Source organism: Streptomyces sp. NPDC057010 (assembly GCF_042673805.1).
In the GTDB taxonomy this organism is placed as follows: Bacteria; Actinomycetota; Actinomycetes; order Streptomycetales; family Streptomycetaceae; genus Streptomyces.
The window spans coordinates 121381-144326 of the sequence record NZ_JBHUSC010000003.1 but is presented as its reverse complement, the minus strand read 5'-3'; the positions used below and the strand labels follow the sequence as shown (position 1 = coordinate 144326).

Below are 22946 nucleotides of genomic sequence, written 5' to 3'. Positions count from 1 at the left end.
GCTACGGACCGCCCCCGCACCCTTTTCGTCAGACCGTTCAGACCGTCAGGACGATCTTGCCGCGGGTGCGGCCCGTGGCGCTCAGCTCCCAGGCCCTGGCCGCCTCGGCGAGCGGCAGCGCGTGCTCGACGTTGACGGTGAGGCGGCCCGTGTCGGCCAGCTCCGCCAGGAAGGTCAGGTCGGCGGTGTCGGGGCGCACCCACAGCTGGTGCGCGCCCTTGGCGGCGGCCTCGTAGTCGGCGATGGAGACGACCCGGTGGCGCTCCTTGACCAGGGTCTGGAGGACCTCGACGACGTTGTCCCCGTAGAAGTCCAGGCCCGCGTCCACCCCTTCGGGCGCCAGCTCGCGGATGCGGTCGGCCATGCCCTCCCCGTACAGGACCGGTTCGGCGCCGAGCGAGCGCAGGTAGTCGTGGTTGTGGGCGCCGGCCGTGCCGATGACGCGCAGGCCGAGGGCGACCGCTATCTGCACGCCGAAGGAGCCCGTGCCGCCCGCCGCGGAGTGGATGACGACGGTCTCGCCGGCCTTGAGGCCCACGCGGGTGAGCGACTGGTAGGCGGACAGCCCGGCCAGCGGGATGCCGGCGGCCTGCTCGAAGGTCAGCTCGCGGGGCTTGCGGGCCAGGGTCCGAACGGGGGCGGAGACCAGCTCGGCGTAGGTGCCGAGCTCCACCCACTCCTTGCGGACGTAGCCGTACACCTCGTCGCCGACGGCGTAGTCGAAGGTGTCCGGCCCGACCGCCTCGACGACACCGGCGACGTCCCAGCCGGGTATGACCGGGTATCGCACTTCGAGGATGGGGTCGAGGTAGCCGGCGGCGAGCTTCCAGTCCACCGGGTTGACCCCGGCCGCCTTGACGCGGACGAGGACCTCGCCGGGGCCCACCTTGGGGTCCGGGGTGTCAACCAGCGTGAGATTGTCGGCAGTTCCGTATGCGCTGTACGCGATGGCCTTCATGATCGGCATAGTACCCCTACCCCGTACCCCCATGTCCACGGGATCCGCTCAGGCGGGCAGGGTGTTGCGGTGCGAGCGCCGCCGGGCCGCGCTGAAGAGCGCCTGGATCTGGGCGCCCGACTGCTCGACGTCGTCGAGCGGCGAGGGGAAGGGCAGCCGCACGTCGCGGTGGCCGCGCCGCTCCTCCAGCCGCAGGGTGATCCCGTACCGGTCCATGGCCACCGGCAGCGCGCGGACGACCGTCGCGGCGGGCAGCGGGTGGACCAGGCGCAGCAGCAGGGTGACGAGGTCCGCGTGGTCGTCGAGGAGGTGCGTGAGCATGCCCGCCTCGTACGGGGCCAGTGGGTCGGGGCGGGCCGCGTCCAGCTCTTCGAGGCCGACGTACGCGATGCCGTCCGCGGTCTCGAGGACGGCCCGGCCGAACTCCACGCAGGTGGAATCGGCCGCGTCGTCGACGTACGGGGTCAGCAGGCGGCCCAGCAGGGTGACGCGGGCGCGCACCCGGTCCCGAACGGGAGTGGGGGCGACGTCGGTGAACTCCAGCCGGATCGCGGGCCGCTCCTCGGCGTCGCCGCCGGGCTCGGCGGGGTGCAGGTGGAGGCGGCCCATCGGGTCCGTGCCGTCGAGGTGGCGCACCTCGGTGCGCAGGCCGTCGGTGACCACGGTCAGGGAGTGGGCGGCGGCCAGGACCGAACGGACCCGCTCGGCGTCGGTGGGGCGGACGGGCCGGGCGGTGGGGGCAGGGGCGGGGGCACCGGACATGCGCATGCGGATCTCTCCATCGTCCCGAAGTGCGGGCGGCTTAGTTAGGTATGCCTAACCTAACCTATTCCGCTCGTGGGGAGTAGGGCGGGCCGGTCCGGGACCGCTCGTGTCGTTGTTGGGCTGAACGGGTGAAACGAGAGAGGATGGGGGGATGCACATGAAGCGCACGGCCGAGGCGGCCCGGTGAGCAGGTACGACGTCACCGACGAACAGTGGGAGGGGCTCGCGCAGGTGGTCCCCCTGCGCAGTCGCAACGAATGGCCCTCCCGGGTGGACCACCGCACGATCCCCGCGGCGTCCGGCACGTCGGCGGCGGCCGAGCAGCGGCGCTTCGTGGTGCTCCGGGTCCAGATCTTCGCCGACGCGCGGGAGGTGGCGGAGTACCTGATCGCGCAGATCCCGGTGCTGCTCGATCTGACGGGCGCGGACAGCGAAGTGGCCAAGCGGATCCTCGACTTCAGCAGCGGCGTGGTCTTCGGACTCGGCAGCGGAATGCACCGGGTGGACCGCAACGTCTTCCTGCTGGCGCCCGTCGGGACCGAGGTCGAGGGGATCGCGGCCGCGGCCGTCCCCCGATCGTAGGAAGGTCCCGCCGCCGGAACGGTTCGCCGGCCCCGCACGGGGTCCGGTGACCCGTACCGTCCGGCGCATGAACCCCCAGCCCGAAGCTGCCCTGTTACCCGCCGCCCCCGAAACCGCCGGGCTCCGCCCGCCCGGACCGTCCCCCGCGGCCTCCGCCGTGCCGGCGCAGGCCGGGCCCGGGAGGCCCGCCGACTCCGCAGGGCCCGCCCGGCGGACGCGACACCGGCCCGTCGTCACCGAGTTGCGGCTCTCCGCCTTCGGGCCCCACCGCGGCGCGGCCTTCCGGCTGGGGGAGGTTACCCTCTTCGCCGGGCCGAGCGGCAGCGGCAAGTCCCAGGCCCTGGCCGCCTACGAGGCGCTGGCCGTACTGGGGTCCGGGGCCACCCTGGAGCGGGCCTTCCCCGACCCGGGCCTGCGCGTCCCCGAGCTCGCCGTCCCCGACGCCGGGCGGCGGCGCGGATTCCGCATCGGCTGTACAGTCGACGGCCCCGCCGGTCCCGTCCGCCTCGACCTCGCCGTCCAGGCCGAGCCCGCTCTGCGGATCGTCGGCGAACGGCTCTCGCAGGACGGGCAGGTCCTGCTCACCACCGCCCTGCGCGACCCCGCCCGCCCCTCCGTACAGGCGGCCTGGCTGACCGGCGGCGCCACCGGGGTCACCAGGGCCCCTCTCCCCGACGACCGGCTCGGCACCGCCCTGCTCCCGCTCCGCGTCGCCGGGGCCACCCCCGGCCAGCGGCAGGTCCTGGCAGCCGCCGAGCAGGTGGTCGTGGCCCTGCGCTCGGTGTTCCCCTGCGACCCCGACCCGGAGCGGATGCGCCGCCCCGTCCCGCCGGGGGAGGGCCGGCTGCGGGGCGACTGCGCCAACCTGGCCGACGTACTGCGCCGGACCCGCCACGAATGCGGCACCCGGCACGGGCTGCTGGCCGCGGCGGCCCGGACCGGCTGCGCCGGCCCCGTCACCGCCCTGGAGGTACGGGCCCCCGCGGGCGGACCCGTCACGGCGGTGCTGGAGCGCGGCCCCGCCCGGCCCGCCACGGAACTGGCCCGCCTCGGCGCGGGCGAACTCCGCTTCCTCGCGCTGGCCCTGGTCCTGCTGACCGGCCCCGGGGTGCTCGCCATGGACCCGGCCGCCGAACTGCTCTCCGCGCAGCAGGCGCTGACGGTGCTGGCCGACGGCCTCGACCGCGGCCTGGACCGGCGCCAGGGCGCGGAACTGCTGCGCCTGGCCCAGCTGGCCGGGGCGCACGGCCACATCCGGCTGGTGGCGGCGGTGGGGGAGGACCTCGCGGACCTCGCCCGAGGCCTCCCGGGCGTCACGGTGGTAGACCTGACCCATGGACGAGGCGAACGAGGCGAACGAGGCGAACGAGCCGGACAAGGCGAGCGGGCCGGGCGGAGCGCCTGACGCGCACGGCGAGCGGCTGGACCAACTCCAGCGGCGGCTCGCCGATTTCGCGGCGGCGCGCGGCTGGGAGCCGTACCACACGCCCAAGAACCTGGCGGCGGCGCTGAGCGTGGAGGCGGCCGAACTGGTCGAGATCTTCCAGTGGCTGACCCCGGAACAGTCGGCGGCGGTCATGGAGGAGCCGGAGACGGCCCATCGCGTGACCGACGAGGTGGCGGACGTACTCGCGTATCTGCTGCAGTTCTGTGAGGTTCTCGGGGTGGATGTGCTGGATGCGCTCGCCGCGAAGATCGAGAGGAACGAGGTCCGCTTCCCGGTGACGGGCCCTCAGGCACCGAATCGTCACTCTTCGGAGTGATGGACACTTCCACAATCACGTTTGTGTCCACATTTTCCGAATACCCCTGGCTTTACTGACTCGTTGCCCTCACTCTGGGTAGTGGTGAGAACGGCGGGATGTCGTGCGGACGGGGGACGGCATATGGATGCGGTACGGCTCATCGCGGCCGGCCGGCACGCGCTGGCACAGAGCGGGGCTGCGTGGGACATCGTGGGCGAGGCCTGGCAGGCCCAGGCGCTCGCGCAGGGCGTCGGGGGCTATCTGGCGGTCACCGGGCCGCCGGAGCTCAGATCGGAGGCGAGGGGACTGGGGGAAGCGGGCAGCAGAGGCTGCGGTGTCATCGACAGGGCGGCCCTGCGCGGAGAGGGCAGCGCGCCCGAGTATCCGCCGCGGGCGGCCCGGCTGACGGAGGTGTCGGATGTCCGCCAGGCGCTGCTCGGACTCCAGGCGCTCCTCGGCGAAGTGGGCATAGCCCTGGTCGGGGTGGCCTGCGGGACGGACGAGGAGGCCCTGTACTGGCAGTGCATAGAGTCGATCGACGCGGCGGACGAGTCGAGCGACCGGGTACGGGCGCTCCTGCGCCGGATGGCCGTGCGCGAGCGGGGTTCCGCCTCGGGCGTGGCCTGAGCGGGGCGGTAGGAGGGTCCCGCCGCGCGCGACGGGACCCGCACGGTCAGTACGACCGGTAGGAGGGGCGCTCGCCCTCGACGGCGGTGGTGGCGGTGTCCGGGGTGCCGGGAGCGCGGTCCGTGGAGGACTGGAGGTCGGCGTCGAGCTGCGAGAGGTCGGCGTTCAGCGCCGCCATCAGCTCTTCCATCTGCTGGAGCAGGCCCTTCGGCGCGCTGCCCTGGGCGGGTGCCGCGGACTCCTGGCGTGCATGGTCGTGCGCTGCCTGTCCGGTCTGTCCGTCCTGTCGGCAGGTCTCCGGCACGGACTCATGGGACATGGCGGCCTCCTCGGCCCTGGCCCTTCCGGTGCGGAAGGGGGCGGTGAACGCACCGGCGAAGGGCCGCCGGCGCGCGGGCCGGGCGGTCCGGCTCCGTCCGAGCCAACGATCCCCATCCGGGCTGGTCACTGGCGGGGCCTGCGGTGGACCGCCCGGTTGACGCAGATTCACCCGGCCGGGGTGGGACGCGGGCGCCTCCCCGAGGCGGTCCGGCGAGGCAGGATGGGTACATGGATCTTCGCATTTTCACCGAGCCCCAGCAGGGCGCGAGCTACGACACCCTCCTGACCGTCGCCAAGGCCACCGAGGACCTGGGCTTCGATGCGTTCTTCCGCTCCGACCACTACCTGAAGATGGGCTCGGCCGACGGCCTGCCCGGTCCCACCGACGCCTGGATCACCCTCGCGGGCCTGGCCCGCGAGACCCGCCGGATCCGGCTGGGCACGCTGATGACGGCCGGGACCTTCCGGCTGCCCGGAGTCCTCGCCATCCAGGTGGCCCAGGTTGACCAGATGTCCGGCGGCCGGATCGAACTCGGCCTGGGCGCGGGCTGGTTCGAGGAGGAGCACAAGGCGTACGGCATCCCCTTCCCGGCGGAGCGGATGGCCCGCCTGGAGGAGCAGCTGGCCGTCATCACCGGCCTGTGGGCCACCGAGGCCGGCGCCACGTTCGACTACGCGGGCACCCACTACCGGGTGGAGAACTCGCCCGCGCTCCCCAAGCCCCTCCAGGCCAAGGTGCCCGTCCTCGTCGGCGGCCACGGAGCCCGGCGCACCCCGCGGCTCGCCGCGCGGTACGCGGACGAGTTCAACATGCCGTTCGCGTCGATCGCCGACAGCCAGCGCCAGTTCGGCCGGGTCCGGGAGGCCGCCGAGGAGACCGGGCGCAAGGCCGACGACCTCGTCTACTCCAACGCCCTCGTGGTCTGCGTGGGCAAGGACGACGCCGAGGTGGCCCGCCGGGCCGCCGCCATCGGCCGGGACGTGGACGAGCTCAAGGCCAACGGCCTGGCCGGCTCCCCGGCCGAGGTCGTGGACAAGATCGGCGCCTACGAGGCCATCGGCTCCTCCCGCGTCTACCTCCAGCTGCTCGACCTCGACGACCTGGGCCACCTGGAGCTGATCTCGGCCCAGGTGCTCTCCCAGCTCGGCTGAGCCGGGAGCCCGCACCGATGCCTCGCGCGTCCGGCCCGCTCGCCGAAGCCCTGTCCCGCAGGACCGTGCTCCTGGACGGCGGGCTGAGCAACCAGCTCGCCGAGCAGGGCTGCGACCTGTCCGGCGGCCTCTGGACGGCCCGGGTGCTCGCCGAGCGCCCGGACCAGGTGGAGGCCGCCCACACGGCGTACGCACGGGCCGGCGCCGAGGTGCTGATCACCGCCAGCTACCAGATCGGCTACGAGGCCTTCGCCGCCCACGGCCACGACCGCGCCGCCACCACCGCCCTGCTGCGCCGCAGCGTCGCGCTCGCCGCCCGTGCCGCCGACGCCGCCGACCACGAGGTGTGGGTGGCCGCCTCCGTGGGCCCGTACGGCGCGGTCCTCGCGGACGGCTCCGAGTACCGCGGCCGCTACGGCCTGGGCGTGCGCGAGCTCGCCGCCTTCCACCGGCCCCGCGTCGAGGCCCTGCTCGCCGCGGGCCCCGACGTCCTCGCCCTGGAGACCGTTCCCGACCCGGACGAGGCCGAGGCCCTGCTCACCGTCCTCGCGGAGACGGGCGCCCCGGCCTGGCTGAGCTACACCGTCGCCGGCGGACGCACCCGCTCCGGTGCGCCCCTCGCCGGGGCCTTCGCCCTCGCCGCGGGGTCCGCGCAGGTCATCGCCGTCGGTGTCAACTGCTGCGACCCGGGGGACGTCCTGCCCGCCCTCGAAGCCGCGGCCGCCACCACCGGCAAGCCGCTCCTGGCCTACCCCAACGACGGCTCGATCTGGGACGCGACCACCGCCACCTGGCACACCCCCGCCACCCCGCCCCCCTGGCCCACCGAAGCCTGGCAGCGCACCGGCGCCCGCCTCATCGGGGGCTGCTGCCGCATCGGCCCCGACCGGATCGCGGAACTGGCCCGGGAGCGCGGCGAATCGATCATGTGACGTGACGTCAACTCTGGCCATTCGTAGGCGAGTTCCAGTCAAAGGCCGCCCCTTCCGCAGTCGGGGCGGCTGACAGGAGCCACCCGTGAGGGCACGATGCTCCGACACTGGACGGGGGTCGAGATGAGCGCTGCCGAAATCGGAACGGAACTCGAAGACCAGGCTGGCCCAGGGGGCCAGGAAGACGAGGCCGGAGCGGAACTGGCGCTGCGCGTCTTCCACGGGGACGAGCGCTGGGGCTGGGAGTTCGTCCAGCCACCCGAACCGCCGCCCCACCCCGAGGCCCAGAACCCGCCCGTGTACAAAGAGCCCTCCGACGCCGAGGTGCGCTCCGCGCAGGAGCGGGTCACAGGCGGCCGCAACACCACGGGCTTCGGCTGCCTGACCCTGATCGCGGGCGGCGCGGCGTACGCGGGCGCCGGTGCGGGCGGTGGGGCCGTCGCCGTGCTCCTCATCATCGTTCTGATCGTCGCGACCTCGCCCAACTCCAGGCTGCGAGCCGCGCGGCGCCGCCTGCAGTCCGACCGGGAACGCGCCCAGCGCGACTACGAGGAGCGCAGGCAGGCCTGGCAGAACCGGCTCGACGCCCACCGCGCCGAACACCTGCGCCACAACGAGACGCTGGACACCTGGTTCCCGATCTCCCTCGCCTCCGGCCCCAGCCGGATCGACGTCTTCGGCGGCACCGGCAACGGCTGGGCCAGCCTCCTCGCCACTCTGGGCGGACCGATCCTCGGCGGCGGCCGGCCGGTCGTCGTCCTGGACCTCACCCAGCAGGCAGTGGCCCTGGAACTGGCCGGTCTGGCCGCCCGGCGCGGGGTGAGCGTCGGCCACGTACCCATGCCCGGCGCGCTGCTCGGCATGGACCTGCGCGAGGAGTTCACCTCGGAGGAGCTGGCGGAGACGCTGGCGGAAGCGCTGGCGACCATGCGCCCGCCCGGCGCGGACATCGACCTCCACACCATCGACGTCGACGTGGTCCAGACCGTCACCGACCTGCTCGAAGGACCGGTCACCCTGGCCCGCCTCGCCGCCGGACTGCGCGTCCTGCTCCGCGTCTACGACGCGGACCCGCAGGCACCGGGCCCCCTCAGCCCCTCCGAGATCGAGTCGATCACCCGGGCCATCGACCTCGTCGGCCAGGGCGAACGCGTCCAGAACGAGCTCCGCTACGTACGGGCCCAGACCGAACTGCTGACGAAGGCGGAGGCGGCCGGCACCCCCGACACGCCCGCGGCCGCCTGGTGGAAGCCCGGCAGCCTGACCGTCGTCACGACCGAGGACCACGTCCACCGGCGCAAGGACCTCACCGACCGCTTCGTCTTCTTCCGGCTGCTCCACAGCCTGCGCAAGCGCGCGGTCACCGCCGACTCGGGCACGCTCGTCGTCGCAGGGGCCGACCACCTGGGCCGCGAGGCCCTCGAAACGATGGCACGCCAGGCGCGGACCGCGGGCGTCCGGCTGGTCTTCCTCCTGGAACACCTGCGGGAGGCGGCCGTCCAGGTCGCCGGCGGATCCGACAGCGCGACCGTGTTCATGCGCATGGGCAACGGCGAGGAGGCCAAGGCCGCCGCCCAGTTCATCGGCCAGGACCACAAATTCCTCGTGAACCAGCTCACCCGACAGGTCGGCGAGACCCTCACCGAGGGCCGCGGCACCAGCTACACCTACCAGCGGGGCGTCTCCGACACCGACGGGTTCAACCGGGGCGGCTCCTCCGGCTGGAGCGGCCTGAGCCACAACTCGGGCAGAACCTGGGGCACCTCGCGGTCCACCACCACCTCCCTCTCCCGCAGTTGGCAGGACTCCACCAACACCTCCACCGCCCGCTCCACCACCAACGGCGAGAACCTGAGCAGGGTCTACGAATTCACCGTCGAACCCACCCAACTCCAGGCCCTGCCCCCCACCGGACTCCTTCTGGTCGAGACCGGGCCGCACGGCCGCCGGGTCGTGTTCGGCGACTGCAACCCCGGCATCAGCCTCCTGCCCCGGCGGGCGTCGCAGCCCCGCGCGAGCCTGACGTGACACCGGCTGACGGAGCCCTGGCCGGGCCCGCTGCGCTCTATGCCCACCGCTTCCACCGGCTGCTCACCGTGCCTCGCAGGCCCGAGGTCCTGCACGCGGAAGACCGTACGGCCGCGCAGCTCACCGCGGCGGTCACCGCCGCCCACGCGGTGCTCGGCCACCACGCGGAAGGCGGCCCGACGGGGCTCGCCGCCGCCTGGATACGCCCCGGCCCGCACCGGCCCATGCACTTCCTCGTCGGCGGAGCCCCCTACTTCCCGCCCGCCGGGGACGAACCCCGCACGGCTGCGGAACGCCCGCTGAGCTACCCGCCCGGGGCCACCGCCCGGGACGTCCCGCCCGGCGACGCCGCCGTACTGCTGGAGGGGATGGACCACTGGCTGCCCTGCCTCGGCTCCCACGACGCGCTGCGCATGGGCGACGACGAGCGCGCCCTCCCGACGGAACGCCGCGGCTCGTTCGACGACGCCGTGGCCCACCTGCCGGACGCCTTCGCCTGGCTGGTCCTGGCCGAGCCCGTCCCGTACGAGCGCCTGGAACAGGAGCGTGCCGCCCTGTCCGTGCAGCTTCCGCGGCTACGCCAGCGGGAGAACTCCGCCGCGGACCGGGTGGCGGCCGAACGGGCCGAGGCTCGCTACCGCGAACTGACGCGGGCGCTGGCCACCGGCGTGTGGAACGTACGCGTCCTGGTCGGCGGCCGACGGCCCGAGTCGGCGCTCGCCTCGGCGGCGCTCCTGTGCGGCTCTGGCGACCTCGACGACCTGCCGTACGTCCTCGTACCGGCGCGGCGCCCCGTGTCGCTGGCCGAGGCACTGACCGCCGCCCACCCGGACGGCCCCGCACCGCCGGGTGCCTCGCCCTTCATCGCCCCCGCCGAACTCGTAGCCGCCCTCGCCCGCCCCCCGGCGCGGGAACTGCCCGGAATCCGCACGGTGGCCCCCAACCGCTTCGACGTCACGGCCGACGACGCGGGCGCGGGCTCCGACGGTTTCCTGGTCGGTGACATCCTCGACGAGTCGCTCTCCGTCGCCGGCTCCCTGCACGTCTCCCGCTCCACCCTCAACCGGCACGCCTTCGTGTGCGGGGCCACCGGCTCGGGCAAGTCCCAGACCGTCCGCTCCCTGCTCACCGCCCTGTCCACCCACGAACGCCCCGTCCCCTGGCTGGCGGTGGAGCCCGCCAAGGCCGAATACGCGCGGATGGCGGGCCGCCTGGCAGCCGCGGACGGCCCCGAGCGCACCCGGCGGGTCACCGTGATCCGGCCCGGCGACGTGGACGTCGCCCCCGCCTCCCTCAACCCGCTGGAGCCCGAGCCCGGCTTCCCGCTGCAAAGCCACGTCGACCTCGTACGGGCCCTGTTCCTCGCGGCGTTCGAGGGGCACGAGCCCTTCCCGCAGGTCCTCGCGCGTGCGCTGACCCAGTGCTACACCAACGCCGGGTGGGACCTCGTCACCGGCGAGCCGCGCCCCGCCCACAAGCCGAAGTTCCTGCTCGCCGAGCCCGACCGGCCGCGCACCGCCGCCTACCCCGCCCTCGGAGACCTCCAGGCCACCGCTCAGCGGGTGGTGGAGACCATCGGCTACGGCAGGGAGGTCACAGCCGATGTCCGCGGTTTCGTCGACGTCCGGCTCGGCTCCCTGCGCGAGGGCACCCCCGGCCGGTTCTTCGAGGGCGGCCACCCGCTCGACATCGCCGGGCTGCTCGCCGGCAACGTCGTCCTCGAGCTGGAGACCATCACCAACGACCAGGACAAGGCCTTCCTGATCGGCGCCGTCCTCATCCGCGTCGTGGAGCACCTGCGCGTCCACCACGGCGCGGGCGGAGTGCCGCTGCGGCACGTGCTGGTGGTGGAGGAGGCGCACCGACTGCTGAAGAACGTGGAGGACGGTCCGGCGGCGGCAGCAGTCGAACTGTTCGCCTCACTGCTCGCGGAGATCCGCGCGTACGGCGAGGGCGTGGTGATCGTCGAGCAGATCCCCAGCAAGATCCTGCCCGACGTGATCAAGAACAGTGCGCTCAAGATCATGCACCGGCTGCCCGCAGCGGACGACCGGCAGGCGGTCGGCGCCACGATGAACCTCCAGGAAGACCAGAGCGAGAACGTCGTAGCCCTGCGTCCGGGCCGCGCGGCGGTCGCCGCCGACGGCATGGACCGTCCGGTCCTGGCCGCCGTTCCCTACGGCGAACACGACGAGTCGGCTGCCGACGCCGGCACCGCACCGCCATTGCTGGCCGCACGCAGCCCACTGTGCGGCGAGGCCTGCCGCCGCAGCCCGTGCACCCTGCGCACGATGAACGAAGCCCGGCACCGTTCCGACATCCCGCACGCCCTGCTCTGGGCGGAGGCCGCAGCCGCCGCACTCGCCATGGGCATGCCCGCGCCCGAGCCCTCCGGGGAGCTGCGCACCAGCCTGACCCGGTGGCCCGCGCGCGACCTCGACTGCGCCCTGGTCTACATGGTGGAGCGGGCGGTCGCTGCCCGCGAGCCGCTGATGCGGGACGAAGTCGACCCGGGCGACTTCGCGGCGCGACTGTCGGCCGTGCTCCACGCGGACCTGGCCGGCACCCCGCCGCCGGCGGACGACCCGCGCCGCTACGCCTACGCCAACTACCGCTTCCGGGACGTGCTGGAGGTCATCCACCACGCCCGCCGCGCCCGTCCGGACGGCCCGCACACCTATCCGGACCATGCCCCCGACTGGGCGGCCCGCGGCCTGGTCCTGACCGGTACCACGCCGACGGACCACTTCACCCAGATCGCCGCGCTGGCGGGCTACGGCAGTGACAAGGCCCACGGGCGGGTCGGCGACGTCACCCGCAGCGGTCTGCGCGGGGCGGTCCTGACCGCCACGGGCGGCCTGACGGAGGCCCACGTCCGCAGGGCGTTCCACCTGGCGTGCGCCGGCCCTCGGCTGCTGCCGGTGCTGGACCAGATCGCGGAACGGATCGCGCGGCAGTGCGCGGAGGGAAGGGGAGCTCGATGACGCTTGACGGATCGTCCAGCGACCTTGTCGCGGACCTGACCCCGCCGCCGGAACCGGCGGACACGGGCGGTGGGGACAGCGCACCCGACGCCCGCGCCGACGGGGGCGGCGGCACGGACGGGGGCACGGAGACGTCCGGAGAACGCTCCGGGGAAGGCTCGGCGGAGGACGACCGCTGGTCGGGCGTGGAAGGTTTCTCGTTCCCGTTGTACGGCGGCTCCACGGCGGACGGCGCGGACGCCGCGACGCCCGTTGAGGGTTCCCAGAGCGGGCCGGCGACCGACACGGCCGATGCCCCGACCGGCAAGACCGACAAGCCGTTGGACACCGAAGACCAGAACAACCGTCCGGATCAGCCCGGCCAACCGCCACGGTCGGACGCCCCTCGGCCGGGCGGCTCCGGGACGGGCGACGAGACCCGGGTGATCACAGATCCGCCGGCCGAGCCGCCGACCGGGCCGCCGGGTGGCGCGGCCGGCACCGACCAGCCCCGCAAGCCCGTCCCGCAGGGCCCCGAGACCGCCGGACCGCGAGCAGGCTCCGGCGAGCAGCCCAGGGGGGACCAGCAGCAACCGGGTGCCGCGCCGGACGCAGCGAGCACGCAGCCGGGGCCGGAGCAACAGACCCGGGACAGCGGCACCACTTCCGACCAGGCCCGGCAGCAGCCGCACGGCGCGGGGACCGCCTCCGATCAGGCCCTGCCCCGGCAGGCGGACCCGTCCGTACAGGGGCGGGAACGGGCACTGGAGCCCGAACCGGCATCCCAGCGGCAGCCCGGGGCCGCCCCCGCCGACCGCCAGAACGAGCAGCCGGGACAAGCCCCCGCCGAGCGCGGTGCCGCCGCGGCCGACGCCGGCGCCGGCGACCGCTCCACGGAGCCGGACGGCACCTCCGGCGGGACGGCCGACACGTCCAACCCCCTGCAGGAACTCGATCAGGCGCTGGTCGGGGTGGTCGAGATGGGAACCGAGGCCGGCGAAACCATCACGGAAGCGGTGGGCGGCATGGCCGCAAGCGCCGTGTCCAGCCTCGAAGCGGCGGGCGCCGAGGCCGGCTCCGACCGCCGCCGGGCCACCGCCCACGCGGACTACGAAGCCGACCCGGGCCCGGCCGGTGATGCCGCGGATGGGGGTGCGACGGACTACGCGGATCCGAGTGATGAAGCGGGCACTGCACCTGCCGAATCCCGAAACCGGGAGTCGGACGGAACTCCGTCCGTAGCAGCGGACGGAGTTGCTGGCGAAGAGTTGGGCGACGCAACGCCTGCAGAGCCGGACGGGCCGGACGGGCCGGACGAGCCGGATGGGCCGGACGAGCCGTCGGGGCCAGACGGCTCGGGGGAGGCGCTGTGGGCCGAGGTCGGTCCCCTCCGCCGGTCCGCCCGTACACCCCTCGAAGGCGAAGACATCCTGATGGGGGAGGAGCATGGGCTCCAGTCCCGGACGAGCGGCAGTTTCGACGTCGACTTCACCGGTGAAACCTGGGATCCGAGTGCGAGGTACCTGTGGACGATCGATGAGCGGGGGATCAACCTCGCTCCGGAGCGGACGAGATGGCCCGAATCCCAGCGGCGCGTCATCTGCCACACCAACTTGAGCGATACGGCGTCGATCGGCGGAGAGGCCTGGTTCGACAGGGACGGGACGGTGACCATCAACGCCGGCTCGGGAAGGTTCGGCGATGGCGCCGGGATCACGGCATCGCAGTGGGACGCCGCAGTGAGTGCATGGGGAGCGCTGGACCACCCCGTCAACCCCATCCCCTACGGCAAGAGGAAGTGACATGAAGGTCTGGCAGTTGTATTCCGCGTGCCGCGACAACCTGGAGGCCATAGAGCTGGCCGCGCCGGACGTCGAATGGCGTGTCGAGTACGAGTTGTTGCGGGGCGCACCGGAATGGCTGCGCAGGGGTGAGGAGCAGAAACTCGACTACGAGCTTCCCGCTGCCTTCTGCCGGAAGGTTCTGGGCGGGGTGAGCGACCGCTACCACGAGTCCGACGGGTACATTCGCGTCGCGCGTATCGACCCCGCAGCGGGTGAGCTCTCAGCAGTCGATGTGTTCGACCGCTACGGAGGGGTCTTTCTGGAAGACGTCAATGAAGCGGGGCTCGCCGAGATCCCACAAGCCTAGGGGGTGACCACAACAGCCGCACGGAAAACCGGAGGCGTCGGAGTGGTGTGACCAGCAACAATCGGCCGTGTGTTCCTGACGATCTCCACCACCGGCTCCCCCGACCGTCCCGCCACCGACCTGGGCTACCTGCTGCACAAGCATCCCGGCAGGGCGCAGGCGTTCTCCACGTCCTACGGCACGGCCCACGTGTTCTACCCCGAGGCCACGGCCGAGCGCTGCACGGCCGCGCTGCTCCTGGAGGTGGACCCCGTCGCGCTCGTGCGGCGCGGGCAGGGCAAGGGCCGGGGCGGGGCGCCCGACGCCGCGCTCGCGCAGTACGTCAACGACCGCCCGTACGCCGCCTCCTCGCTGCTCGCCGTCGCGCTCAGCGGGGTCTTCCGCAGCGCGCTCAAGGGTCAGTGCGCCGCCCGCCCGGTACTGCCGGAGCAGGCACGGCCGCTGCGCGTCGAGATCCCCGTACTGCCCGCGCGCGGCGGGGCGGAGCTGGTGCACCGGCTGTTCGACCCGCTGGGCTGGGACCTCGTACGGGCCGAACCCGTACCGCTCGACCCGCAGTTCCCCGAGTGGGGGGACTCCCGTTACGTACGGCTCGTCCTGGAGGGCGGGCTGCCGCTCGCCGACGCCCTGCGCCAGCTGTACGTCCTGCTGCCCGTCCTCGACGACGCCAAGCACTACTGGATCGCCCCCGACGAGGTCGACAAGCTGCTGCGCGCCGGAGAGGGATGGCTCGCCGCCCACCCGGAGAACGGCCTGATCAGCTCCCGCTACCTGGCCCGCCACAAGCGGCTGACCCAGAACGCCCTGGAGCGCCTGGAGCTGGTCCGCCTCGCCGAGGCCGACGGCAGCGAGGTCGAGGAGCTCGACAACGCCGTCGACGAGAACCGCGACACGGAGGAGCGGCCCGTGCCGCTCGCCGTGCAGCGGCGCGACGCGATCCTCGCCGCGCTGCGCACCGCCGGAGCCGCCCGCGTCCTCGACCTGGGCTGCGGACAGGGCCAGCTGGTGCAGGCGCTGCTCAAGGACCCCGCGTACACCGAGATCGTCGGCATGGACGTGTCCGTGCGGGCCCTGAACCTCGCGGCCAGGCGGCTGCGGCTGGAGCGGCTGGGGGAGCGCCAGAGCGCGCGCGTCCGGCTGCTCCAGGGCTCGCTCTCCTACACCGACAAGCGGCTCGCCGGCTACGACGCGGCGGTGCTCAGCGAGGTCGTCGAGCACCTGGACCCGGAGCGGCTGCCCGCGCTGGAGTACGCGGTGTTCGGCTCGGCCCGCCCCCGCACGGTCCTCGTCACCACCCCGAACGTCGAGTACAACGTCCGCTGGGAGAGCCTGCCCGCCGGGCACGCCCGGCACGGCGACCACCGCTTCGAGTGGACCCGCGAGGAGTTCCGCGCCTGGGCCGCGGCCGTCGCCGCCCGCCACGGGTACGAGGTCGCGTTCGTGGCCGTCGGCGACGACGACCCCGAGGTCGGCCCGCCGACCCAGATGGCCGTCTTCACCCAGACCGACACCACCGACACCACCGGCACCACCGACACCCCGAAGGAGGGTGAGGCAGCATGACCGCCACCGACGGCCACCGCGTACTTCCCGTCACCGACCTGTCCCTCGTCGTCCTGATCGGGGCCACCGGATCGGGCAAGTCCACTTTCGCCCGCAAGCACTTCAAGGCCACCGAGGTCATCTCCTCCGACTACTGCCGCGGCCTGGTCAGCGACGACGAGAACGACCAGAGCGCCAGCAGGGACGCCTTCGACGTCCTGCACTACATCGCCGGCAAGCGGCTCGCCGCCGGCCGGCTCACCGTCGTCGACGCCACCAGCGTCCAGGCGGACGCCCGCCGGCAGCTGGTGCAGCTCGCCCGCGAGCACGACGTCCTGCCCATCGCCGTCGTCCTCGACATGCCCGAGCAGGTCTGCGCCGAACGCAACGCGGCCCGCCCCGACCGCGCCGGCCTGCCGCGCGCGGTCATCCAGCGCCACCGCCGCGACCTGCGGCGCTCGCTGCGCGGCCTGGAACGCGAGGGCTTCCGCAAGGTGCACGTGCTGCGCTCCGTCGAGGAGGCGGAGAACGCCGAGGTCGTCCTGGAGAAGCGCTTCAACGACCTCACCCACCTCACCGGCCCCTTCGACATCGTCGGTGACATCCACGGCTGCTCCTCCGAGCTGGAGACCCTGCTCGCCAAGCTCGGTTACGAGGACGGGGTCCACCCCGAGGGACGCACCGCCGTCTTCGTCGGCGACCTCGTCGACCGCGGTCCCGACAGTCCCGGAGTGCTGCGCCGCGTCATGGGCATGGTGAAGTCCGGCAACGCCCTGTGCGTGCCCGGGAACCACGAGAACAAGCTCGGCCGTTACCTGAAGGGCTCCAAGGTCCAGCGGACCCACGGCCTCGCCGAGACCATCGAGCAGCTGGAGAAGGAGCCGGCGGAGTTCGTCGAGGAGGTGCGGGAGTTCATCCGCGGCCTCGTCAGCCACTACGTGCTGGACGGCGGCAAGCTGGTGGTCTGCCACGCCGGCCTGCCCGAGAAGTACCACGGCCGCACCTCCGGCCGGGTGCGCTCGCACGCCCTCTACGGGGACACCACCGGCGAGACCGACGAGTTCGGCCTGCCCGTGCGCTACCCGTGGGCCGAGGACTACCGCGGCAAGGCGGTCGTGGTCTACGGCCACACCCCCGTCCCGAACACGGCCTGGATCAACAACACCATCTGCCTCGACACCGGCGCGGTCTTCGGCGGGAAGATGACCGCCCTGCGCTGGCCCGAGCGCGAACTGGTCGACGTACCGGCCGAGAAGGTCTGGTACGAGCCGGTCAAGCCGCTGGCCGCGGAGGCGCCGGGCGGACACGACGGACGCCCGCTGGACCTGGCCGACGTCCACGGGCGCCGGATCGTGGAGACCCGCCACCTGGGCAACGTCAACGTGCGCGAGGAGAACGCGGCCGCCGCGCTGGAGGTCATGAGCCGCTTCGCCGTGGACCCGCGGCTGGTCCCGTACCTGCCGCCGACCATGGCGCCGACCGCGACCTCGCGGGAGGATGCCCGCGGCGGAGCCGCTGATGGGTACTTCCTGGAGCACGCGGCCGAGGCCTTCGCGCAGTACCGCAAGGACGGCATCGCCCAGGTCGTGTGCGAGGAGAAGCACATGGGCTCCCGCGCCACGGTCCTGGTCTGCAAGGACGCCGACGCGGCCCGCGAGCGCTTCGGCGTCGACGGCCCGACCGGCTCGGTCTACACCCGCACCGGGCGGCCGTTCTTCAAGGATCCCGAGGTCACCGAGGAGGTCCTGGCCCGGCTCCGCGCGGCGGTCGCCGACACCGGCCTCTGGGACGAGCTGGCCACCGACTGGCTGCTGATCGACGGCGAACTCCTGCCCTGGTCCCTGAAGTCGGGCGGCCTGCTGCGCAGCCAGTACGCGGCCGTCGGCGCGGCCTCCCGCGCCGTCTTCCCGGGCGCCATCGCCGCCCTGGAGGCGGCCGCCGGCCGGGGCGTCGACACCGGCGACCTGCTGGAGCGCCAGCGCGGCCGGGCCGCCGACGCGGCGGCCTTCACCGAGGCCTACCGGCGCTACTGCTGGACCACCGACGGGCTGGACGGCGTACGGTTCGCGCCGTTCCAGCTGCTGGCGGCGGCCGGGCGGTCGCTGGCGGCCGTACCCCACGACGAGCAGCTGTTCTGGCTGGACCGGCTCGTCGCGGCCGACGAGGCGGCGGGCACCGGGCTGCTGCGCCGGACCGGCCGGATCCTGGTGGACACCGCGGACGAGGACTCCGTACGGGCGGGCACCGACTGGTGGCTGGAGCTGACGGCCGCCGGCGGCGAGGGCATGGTCGTCAAGCCGCTCCAGGCCTACGCCCGGGACGGCAACGGCCGCCTGGTCCAGCCGGGGGTCAAGGTGCGCGGACGCGAGTACCTGCGGATCATCTACGGCCCGGAGTACACCCGCCCCGACCACATGGAGAAGCTGCGCGAGCGGCACCTCGGGCACAAGCGCTCCCTCGCCCTGCGCGAGTACGCGCTCGGGCTGGAGGCGCTGGACCGGCTGGCGGCGGGGGAGCCGCTGTGGCGGGTCCACGAGGCCGTCTTCGCGGTGCTGGCCCTGGAGTCGGAGCCGGTCGACCCCCGGCTCTGAGCCGCCGGCCGCCGGGTAAAGCGAGATCCTCCGTACGGCCGCTAATTAGGTCGTATGGGGGAACTTTCGGCGAGAACTCCGGGAAACCCACCGGCGGGATCGTTCATCCAGGGCAGCGGAATGTCCGCGACCCTGGAAGGACGGAACGTCACCTATGAAGATGACCGCGCGCGGAAGCATTGCGGCGCTCATGACCTGTATGGCCGCGGCCGGCGCGGCCACCCCGGCCGTGGCCGACTCGGTGCCGGTGGGTGTCCCGCTGGACGCCGTGGAGACCGCGCTGGGCGTGGACACGCCGCACCTGGCCACCGGGGTGCCGGTGCCGATCGTCGGGGCGCCCGAGGCGCCCCGTTTCCACAAGGGGGAGATGCTCCCCACCCCACTGCTCCCGGTGCTGCCGGTCGGCTCCGAGCTCGGCAGGACCCTCGTCACCACCCCGGTGCCGAACCTGCTCGGCGAGCCGGAGACGGACGGCGAGGGCTCGCTGGAGGCTCCGGCCACCGACCTGCTGGCCCGGACCCCCGGCCTGGTCGCCGGCGGCCTGCTGACGATGCCGGACGCCTCCAACTCCGGGGTGCCGAACGTGAAGGCGCCCGAGCTGGGTCTGATCGCACCGGAGCTGACCGGGGCGCCGGCGGCCGTCCTCGGCCTCGCCCTGCCCCGCTGAGCAGACACCAGGTCAAAAGGCCGCCCGGTCTGCGAACGTGTACGGCATGGGATTCCATGTCGATTCCGAGACCGGGCGGCTTCGCCGCGTCATCCTCCACCGGCCCGACCTGGAGCTGAAGCGGCTCACACCGAGCAACAAGGACGCGCTCCTCTTCGACGACGTGCTGTGGGTGCGCCGGGCCCGCCAGGAGCACGACGGCTTCGCGGACGTGCTGCGCGACCGGGGCGTGGCGGTGCACCTCTTCGGCGACCTGCTGCGCGAGGCCCTCGACATCCCGGAGGCGAGACACCTCGTACTGGACCGGGTGTTCGACGAGAAGGCGTACGGGCCGCTCGCCACCGACCACCTGCGGGCGGCCTTCGACGGGCTGGGCTCGGAGGCGCTGGCCGAGGCGCTGGTCGGCGGGATGACCAAGCGCGAGTTCCTGGAGCGGCACACGGAACCGGTGTCGGTGCGCTTCCACGCGATGGAACTGGACGACTTCCTGCTGGGGCCGCTGCCCAACCACCTGTTCACCCGGGACACCTCCGCCTGGATCTACGACGGGGTGTCCATCAACGCGATGCGCTGGCCGGCCCGGCAGCGCGAGACCGTCCACTTCGAGGCGATCTACCGGCACCATCCGCTGTTCACGTCCTCCGGGGCCTTCCACTACTGGTCGCAGGGCCAGGCGGACTACCCGTCGACGATCGAGGGCGGCGACGTGCTCGTCATCGGCAACGGCGCGGTGCTCATCGGGATGAGCGAGCGGACCACCCCGCAGGCGGTGGAGATGCTGGCGCGGGGCCTGTTCGCGGCCGGGTCGGCGACGAGCATCGTGGCGCTGGACATGCCGAAGCGGCGGGCCTTCATGCACCTGGACACGGTGATGACGATGGTGGACGGAGATACGTTCACTCAGTACGCGGGGCTCGGCATGCTCCGCTCCTACACGATCGAGCCGGGCGCCGGGGCGAGCGAGCTGAAGGTGACCGACCACCCGCCGGAGCACATGCACCGGGCCATCGCGGCGGCGCTCGGGCTGGACTCGATCCGGGTGCTGACCGCGACGCAGGACGTGCACTCGGCGGAGCGCGAGCAGTGGGACGACGGCTGCAACGTGCTGGCCGTCGAGCCGGGGGTGGTGGTCGCCTACGAGCGGAACGTGACCACCAACACGCACCTGCGGAAGGAGGGCATCGAGGTCATCGAGATCCCGGGCAGCGAGCTGGGACGCGGCCGCGGCGGGCCGCGCTGCATGAGCTGCCCGGTCGAGCGCGACGCGGTGGCCTAGGCCGCCGGCCGGGTGAGGGGAACGGGCGCGGCGGGGGCGGTGGCGGTCGCATGAGGCCGTGATCACTTTTCCGTATATCAATGCAATGGATCGTATAGACTTCCATCATCCCCTGTCACCGTGACGCTGGAGCGATCCCATGGCCCTCGACCTCGCAGGCCGCAATTTCCTCAAGGAGCTCGACTTCACCGCCGACGAGTTCCGCGGCCTGATCGAGCTCGCCGCCGAGCTCAAGGCGTTCAAGAAGGCCGGCACCGAGCAGCCCCTGCTCCAGGGCCGGAACATCGCGCTGATCTTCGAGAAGACCTCGACGCGCACCCGCTGCGCCTTCGAGGTCGCCGCCGCGGACCAGGGGGCCCGCACCACCTACCTCGACCCCTCCGGCTCCCAGATGGGCCACAAGGAGTCGGTCAAGGACACCGCCCGGGTGCTCGGCCGGATGTTCGACGCGATCGAGTACCGGGGTGACAGCCAGGACACCGTCGAGGAGCTCGCGGCCTTCGCCGGCGTGCCCGTCTTTAACGGCCTCACCGACGACTGGCACCCCACCCAGATGCTCGCGGACGTCCTCACCATGACCGAGCACTGCGCCAAGCCGCTGGAGCGGATCTCCTTCGCCTACCTCGGCGACGCCCGCTTCAACATGGGTAACTCCTACCTCGTGACCGGCGCGCTGCTGGGCATGGACGTACGGATCGTCGCGCCGCGGGCCTACTGGCCGGCCGAGTCCGTGGTCGCGGCGGCGCGCGAGCTCGCCGCGCGCAGCGGGGCCCGGATCACCCTCACCGAGCAGATCGACGAGGGCGTGGCCCAGGCCGACTTCGTCATCACCGACATCTGGGTGTCCATGGGCGAGCCCAAGGAGGTCTGGGACGAGCGGATCGCGGCCCTGTCCCCGTACGCCGTGACCATGGACGTACTGCGTGCCACCGGCAACCCGGACGTGAAGTTCATGCACTGCCTGCCGGCCTTCCACGACCTCGGCACCAAGGTGGCCCGGGAGATCCACGAGCAGCACGGGCTGGAGTCGCTGGAGGTGACGGACGAGGTGTTCGAGTCGGCGCACTCGATCGTCTTCGACGAGGCGGAGAACCGGCTGCACACCATCAAGGCCGTGCTCGTCGCCACGCTCGCGAAGCCCGGCGCATAGTCATACCGCCTCTCGCGCCGCCGGTCAGACCGCGGCGGGCCGCGCCGGCAGGGTGAACCACACCGCCTTGCCGCGCGCGGTCGGGCGGTGCCCGCAGGCGGAGCTCAGGGCGCGGAGCAGCAGCAGGCCGCGGCCGTGCTCCTGCCAGGGATCCGGATGGGCCCCGTCCGCGCGGGCGGTGAGATCGCCGGGCGGTTGCGGGTCGCCGTCGTGCACCTCCACCCGGAAGCCGCTCGCCGGCAGCTCCACGACCAGCTCGATCGGCATCCCGGAGCCGGTGTGCTCCACGGCGTTGGCGACCAGCTCGGCGGTCAGCAGCTCCGCCGTGTCACTGTCGGTGGGCGCGTCGGTGTCGGCCAGCGCGGTACGGACCAGGGCGCGGGCGAGGGGTACGGCGGCCGTCGTGTGGGGCAGGACGATCCGCCAGGCGGAGGCGTCGGGCATGAGCGGTGGCGTCCCTTCCGGGAGGCGGGGCAGGGGGAGGAAGCGGGAGAGCTCCTGGTTTCAACCATACGAAGCCGAAATCCGCCCCCGTAGAGCACCCCGGCGCAACCGCGGAGGACCACGGTCGCCCGGGGCTCAGGACCTTCGGTGCGTGTGGCGGCCGCCCCCACCCGGATGTCGCGCTTCTGTGACGGCGGTCACGTTCCAGTGATACCGTCGTGCGTGTGAGCCCCTTCACCGGTTCCACAACAGCGACCGAACGGTGGCACCACCTCCGGGTGACCCGGCAGGACGGCGTGGCCACCGTCACCTTCGACCGCCCCGACAAGCTGAACGCGCTCACCTTCGGTGCCTACGCCGACCTGCGCGATCTGCTGGCCGAGCTGTCCCGCGAGCGCTCCGTACGCGCCCTCGTGCTCGGCGGCGAGGGGCGCGGCTTCTGCTCCGGCGGCGACGTGGACGAGATCATCGGCGCCACCCTCGCCATGGACACCGCCCAACTTCTCGACTTCAACCGGATGACCGGCCAGGTCGTCCGCGCCATCCGCGAATGCCCCTTCCCGGTGATCGCCGCCGTGCACGGGGTGGCAGCCGGGGCCGGAGCCGTCCTCGCGCTCGCCGCCGACTTCCGCATCGCCGACCCCAGCGCCCGCTTCGCCTTCCTCTTCACCCGCGTCGGCCTCTCCGGCGGCGACATGGGAGCCGCCTACCTGCTGCCCCGCGTCGTCGGCCTCGGCCACGCCACCCGCCTGCTGATGCTCGGCGAGCCCGTACGCGCACCCGAGGCCGAGCGGATCGGCCTGCTCAGCGAGCTCACCGAGGAGGGCAAGGCCCACGTACGGGCCGCCGAACTCGCCGCGCACCTGGCCTCCGGCCCCGCCCTCGCCTACGCCCAGACCAAGGCGCTGCTCACCGCACAGCTCGACATGCCGCTGGCCGCGTCCGTCGAACTGGACGCGGCCACCCAGGCCCTGCTGATGAACGGCCAGGACTACGCGGAGTTCCACGCGGCCTTCACCGGGAAGCGGCCGCCCCAGTGGAAGGGCAGGTGA

At 73.2% G+C, this 22946-nt stretch carries 20 protein-coding genes; 16 read left to right on the top strand and 4 right to left on the bottom strand.

The window, feature by feature from the left end:
- Positions 1 to 37: 37 nt before the first annotated feature.
- Both ACFTXQ_RS05115 and ACFTXQ_RS05110 read right to left on the bottom strand, forming a co-directional pair.
- On the bottom strand, positions 38 to 958 hold the full coding sequence (locus tag ACFTXQ_RS05115) for an NADP-dependent oxidoreductase (protein WP_382635990.1): 921 nt from the start codon (positions 956 to 958) through the stop codon (positions 38 to 40).
- A gap of 48 nt (positions 959 to 1006) precedes the next feature.
- Entirely contained in the window at positions 1007 to 1726 is a 720-nt protein-coding gene (locus ACFTXQ_RS05110; protein WP_382635988.1) for a DUF2470 domain-containing protein, read from the bottom strand.
- A 180-nt stretch (positions 1727 to 1906) separates the two neighbouring features.
- On the opposite strand from ACFTXQ_RS05110, the gene ACFTXQ_RS05105 reads away from it, so the two are divergent.
- The 4 genes from ACFTXQ_RS05105 (at position 1907) to ACFTXQ_RS05090 (ending at position 4677) form a co-directional block, all read left to right on the top strand.
- On the top strand, positions 1907 to 2305 hold the full coding sequence (locus ACFTXQ_RS05105) for a cell division protein SepF (RefSeq protein WP_382635986.1): 399 nt from the start codon (positions 1907 to 1909) through the stop codon (positions 2303 to 2305).
- Between the two features lie 67 nt (positions 2306 to 2372).
- Positions 2373 to 3710 (top strand): ATP-binding protein, encoded by a 1338-nt coding sequence (locus ACFTXQ_RS05100; protein WP_382635984.1) that lies wholly within the window; start codon positions 2373 to 2375, stop codon positions 3708 to 3710.
- Positions 3640 to 4068, top strand: a complete 429-nt coding sequence (locus ACFTXQ_RS05095) for a nucleotide pyrophosphohydrolase (protein ID WP_382635982.1) — start codon at positions 3640 to 3642, stop codon at positions 4066 to 4068. The genes ACFTXQ_RS05100 and ACFTXQ_RS05095 overlap by 71 nt, the downstream gene beginning before the upstream one ends.
- A gap of 123 nt (positions 4069 to 4191) precedes the next feature.
- Entirely contained in the window at positions 4192 to 4677 is a 486-nt protein-coding gene (locus tag ACFTXQ_RS05090) for a DUF6099 family protein (protein ID WP_382635980.1), read from the top strand.
- A gap of 46 nt (positions 4678 to 4723) precedes the next feature.
- On the opposite strand, the gene ACFTXQ_RS05085 is transcribed toward ACFTXQ_RS05090, so the two are convergent.
- Positions 4724 to 4996 carry a hypothetical protein gene (locus tag ACFTXQ_RS05085; protein ID WP_382636276.1) on the bottom strand — a complete coding sequence of 91 codons (273 nt, stop codon included), beginning with the start codon at positions 4994 to 4996 and terminating at the stop codon, positions 4724 to 4726.
- 230 nt (positions 4997 to 5226) lie between these two features.
- Here ACFTXQ_RS05085 and ACFTXQ_RS05080 point away from each other — a divergent pair, with 230 nt between their 5' ends.
- From ACFTXQ_RS05080 to argF, 11 genes are all read left to right on the top strand, one after another.
- On the top strand, positions 5227 to 6150 hold the full coding sequence (locus tag ACFTXQ_RS05080; protein ID WP_382635978.1) for an LLM class F420-dependent oxidoreductase: 924 nt from the start codon (positions 5227 to 5229) through the stop codon (positions 6148 to 6150).
- Between the two features lie 17 nt (positions 6151 to 6167).
- On the top strand, positions 6168 to 7082 hold the full coding sequence (gene mmuM / locus ACFTXQ_RS05075) for a homocysteine S-methyltransferase (RefSeq protein ID WP_382635976.1): 915 nt from the start codon (positions 6168 to 6170) through the stop codon (positions 7080 to 7082).
- Between the two features lie 123 nt (positions 7083 to 7205).
- Positions 7206 to 9110 (top strand): hypothetical protein, encoded by a 1905-nt coding sequence (locus tag ACFTXQ_RS05070; RefSeq protein WP_382635974.1) that lies wholly within the window; start codon positions 7206 to 7208, stop codon positions 9108 to 9110.
- Complete coding sequence (locus ACFTXQ_RS05065; protein WP_382635972.1) at positions 9107 to 12094, top strand: ATP-binding protein; 2988 nt, start codon at positions 9107 to 9109, stop codon at positions 12092 to 12094. The genes ACFTXQ_RS05070 and ACFTXQ_RS05065 overlap by 4 nt, the downstream gene beginning before the upstream one ends.
- Positions 12091 to 13875, top strand: a complete 1785-nt coding sequence (locus tag ACFTXQ_RS05060; RefSeq protein ID WP_382635970.1) for a hypothetical protein — start codon at positions 12091 to 12093, stop codon at positions 13873 to 13875. The genes ACFTXQ_RS05065 and ACFTXQ_RS05060 overlap by 4 nt, the downstream gene beginning before the upstream one ends.
- A 1-nt stretch (position 13876) precedes the next feature.
- Positions 13877 to 14224 carry a hypothetical protein gene (locus ACFTXQ_RS05055; protein ID WP_382635968.1) on the top strand — a complete coding sequence of 116 codons (348 nt, stop codon included), beginning with the start codon at positions 13877 to 13879 and terminating at the stop codon, positions 14222 to 14224.
- Between the two features lie 69 nt (positions 14225 to 14293).
- Positions 14294 to 15787, top strand: coding sequence for a 3' terminal RNA ribose 2'-O-methyltransferase Hen1 (locus ACFTXQ_RS05050; RefSeq protein ID WP_382635967.1), 1494 nt, complete (start codon positions 14294 to 14296; stop codon positions 15785 to 15787).
- Positions 15784 to 18357, top strand: coding sequence for a polynucleotide kinase-phosphatase (locus ACFTXQ_RS05045; protein WP_382635965.1), 2574 nt, complete (start codon positions 15784 to 15786; stop codon positions 18355 to 18357). Before ACFTXQ_RS05050 ends, ACFTXQ_RS05045 begins: the two co-directional genes overlap by 4 nt.
- A gap of 160 nt (positions 18358 to 18517) precedes the next feature.
- Complete coding sequence (locus ACFTXQ_RS05040) at positions 18518 to 19024, top strand: hypothetical protein (RefSeq protein ID WP_382635963.1); 507 nt, start codon at positions 18518 to 18520, stop codon at positions 19022 to 19024.
- Positions 19025 to 19070: 46 nt separating this feature from the next.
- A complete protein-coding gene (locus ACFTXQ_RS05035; protein WP_382635961.1) occupies positions 19071 to 20300 on the top strand; it encodes an arginine deiminase in 1230 nt (409 codons plus the stop codon).
- A 139-nt stretch (positions 20301 to 20439) separates the two neighbouring features.
- Positions 20440 to 21450 carry an ornithine carbamoyltransferase gene (gene argF, locus ACFTXQ_RS05030; RefSeq protein ID WP_382635959.1) on the top strand — a complete coding sequence of 337 codons (1011 nt, stop codon included), beginning with the start codon at positions 20440 to 20442 and terminating at the stop codon, positions 21448 to 21450.
- A gap of 24 nt (positions 21451 to 21474) precedes the next feature.
- On the opposite strand, the gene ACFTXQ_RS05025 is transcribed toward argF, so the two are convergent.
- On the bottom strand, positions 21475 to 21894 hold the full coding sequence (locus tag ACFTXQ_RS05025) for an ATP-binding protein (protein WP_382635957.1): 420 nt from the start codon (positions 21892 to 21894) through the stop codon (positions 21475 to 21477).
- Positions 21895 to 22118: 224 nt separating this feature from the next.
- On the opposite strand from ACFTXQ_RS05025, the gene ACFTXQ_RS05020 reads away from it, so the two are divergent.
- On the top strand, positions 22119 to 22946 hold the full coding sequence (locus ACFTXQ_RS05020) for an enoyl-CoA hydratase family protein (RefSeq protein WP_382635956.1): 828 nt from the start codon (positions 22119 to 22121) through the stop codon (positions 22944 to 22946).

Coding starts and splice junctions, on each gene's coding strand:
- ACFTXQ_RS05115 (WP_382635990.1), bottom strand. CDS start 958: ATGAAGGCCATCGCGTACAGCGCATACGGAACTGCCGACAATCTCACG.
- ACFTXQ_RS05110 (WP_382635988.1), bottom strand. CDS start 1,726: ATGCGCATGTCCGGTGCCCCCGCCCCTGCCCCCACCGCCCGGCCCGTC.
- ACFTXQ_RS05100 (WP_382635984.1), top strand. CDS start 2,373: ATGAACCCCCAGCCCGAAGCTGCCCTGTTACCCGCCGCCCCCGAAACC.
- ACFTXQ_RS05095 (WP_382635982.1), top strand. CDS start 3,640: ATGGACGAGGCGAACGAGGCGAACGAGGCGAACGAGCCGGACAAGGCG.
- ACFTXQ_RS05090 (WP_382635980.1), top strand. CDS start 4,192: ATGGATGCGGTACGGCTCATCGCGGCCGGCCGGCACGCGCTGGCACAG.
- ACFTXQ_RS05085 (WP_382636276.1), bottom strand. CDS start 4,996: ATGTCCCATGAGTCCGTGCCGGAGACCTGCCGACAGGACGGACAGACC.
- ACFTXQ_RS05080 (WP_382635978.1), top strand. CDS start 5,227: ATGGATCTTCGCATTTTCACCGAGCCCCAGCAGGGCGCGAGCTACGAC.
- mmuM (WP_382635976.1), top strand. CDS start 6,168: ATGCCTCGCGCGTCCGGCCCGCTCGCCGAAGCCCTGTCCCGCAGGACC.
- ACFTXQ_RS05070 (WP_382635974.1), top strand. CDS start 7,206: ATGAGCGCTGCCGAAATCGGAACGGAACTCGAAGACCAGGCTGGCCCA.
- ACFTXQ_RS05060 (WP_382635970.1), top strand. CDS start 12,091: ATGACGCTTGACGGATCGTCCAGCGACCTTGTCGCGGACCTGACCCCG.
- ACFTXQ_RS05055 (WP_382635968.1), top strand. CDS start 13,877: ATGAAGGTCTGGCAGTTGTATTCCGCGTGCCGCGACAACCTGGAGGCC.
- ACFTXQ_RS05045 (WP_382635965.1), top strand. CDS start 15,784: ATGACCGCCACCGACGGCCACCGCGTACTTCCCGTCACCGACCTGTCC.
- ACFTXQ_RS05040 (WP_382635963.1), top strand. CDS start 18,518: ATGACCGCGCGCGGAAGCATTGCGGCGCTCATGACCTGTATGGCCGCG.
- ACFTXQ_RS05035 (WP_382635961.1), top strand. CDS start 19,071: ATGGGATTCCATGTCGATTCCGAGACCGGGCGGCTTCGCCGCGTCATC.
- argF (WP_382635959.1), top strand. CDS start 20,440: ATGGCCCTCGACCTCGCAGGCCGCAATTTCCTCAAGGAGCTCGACTTC.
- ACFTXQ_RS05025 (WP_382635957.1), bottom strand. CDS start 21,894: ATGCCCGACGCCTCCGCCTGGCGGATCGTCCTGCCCCACACGACGGCC.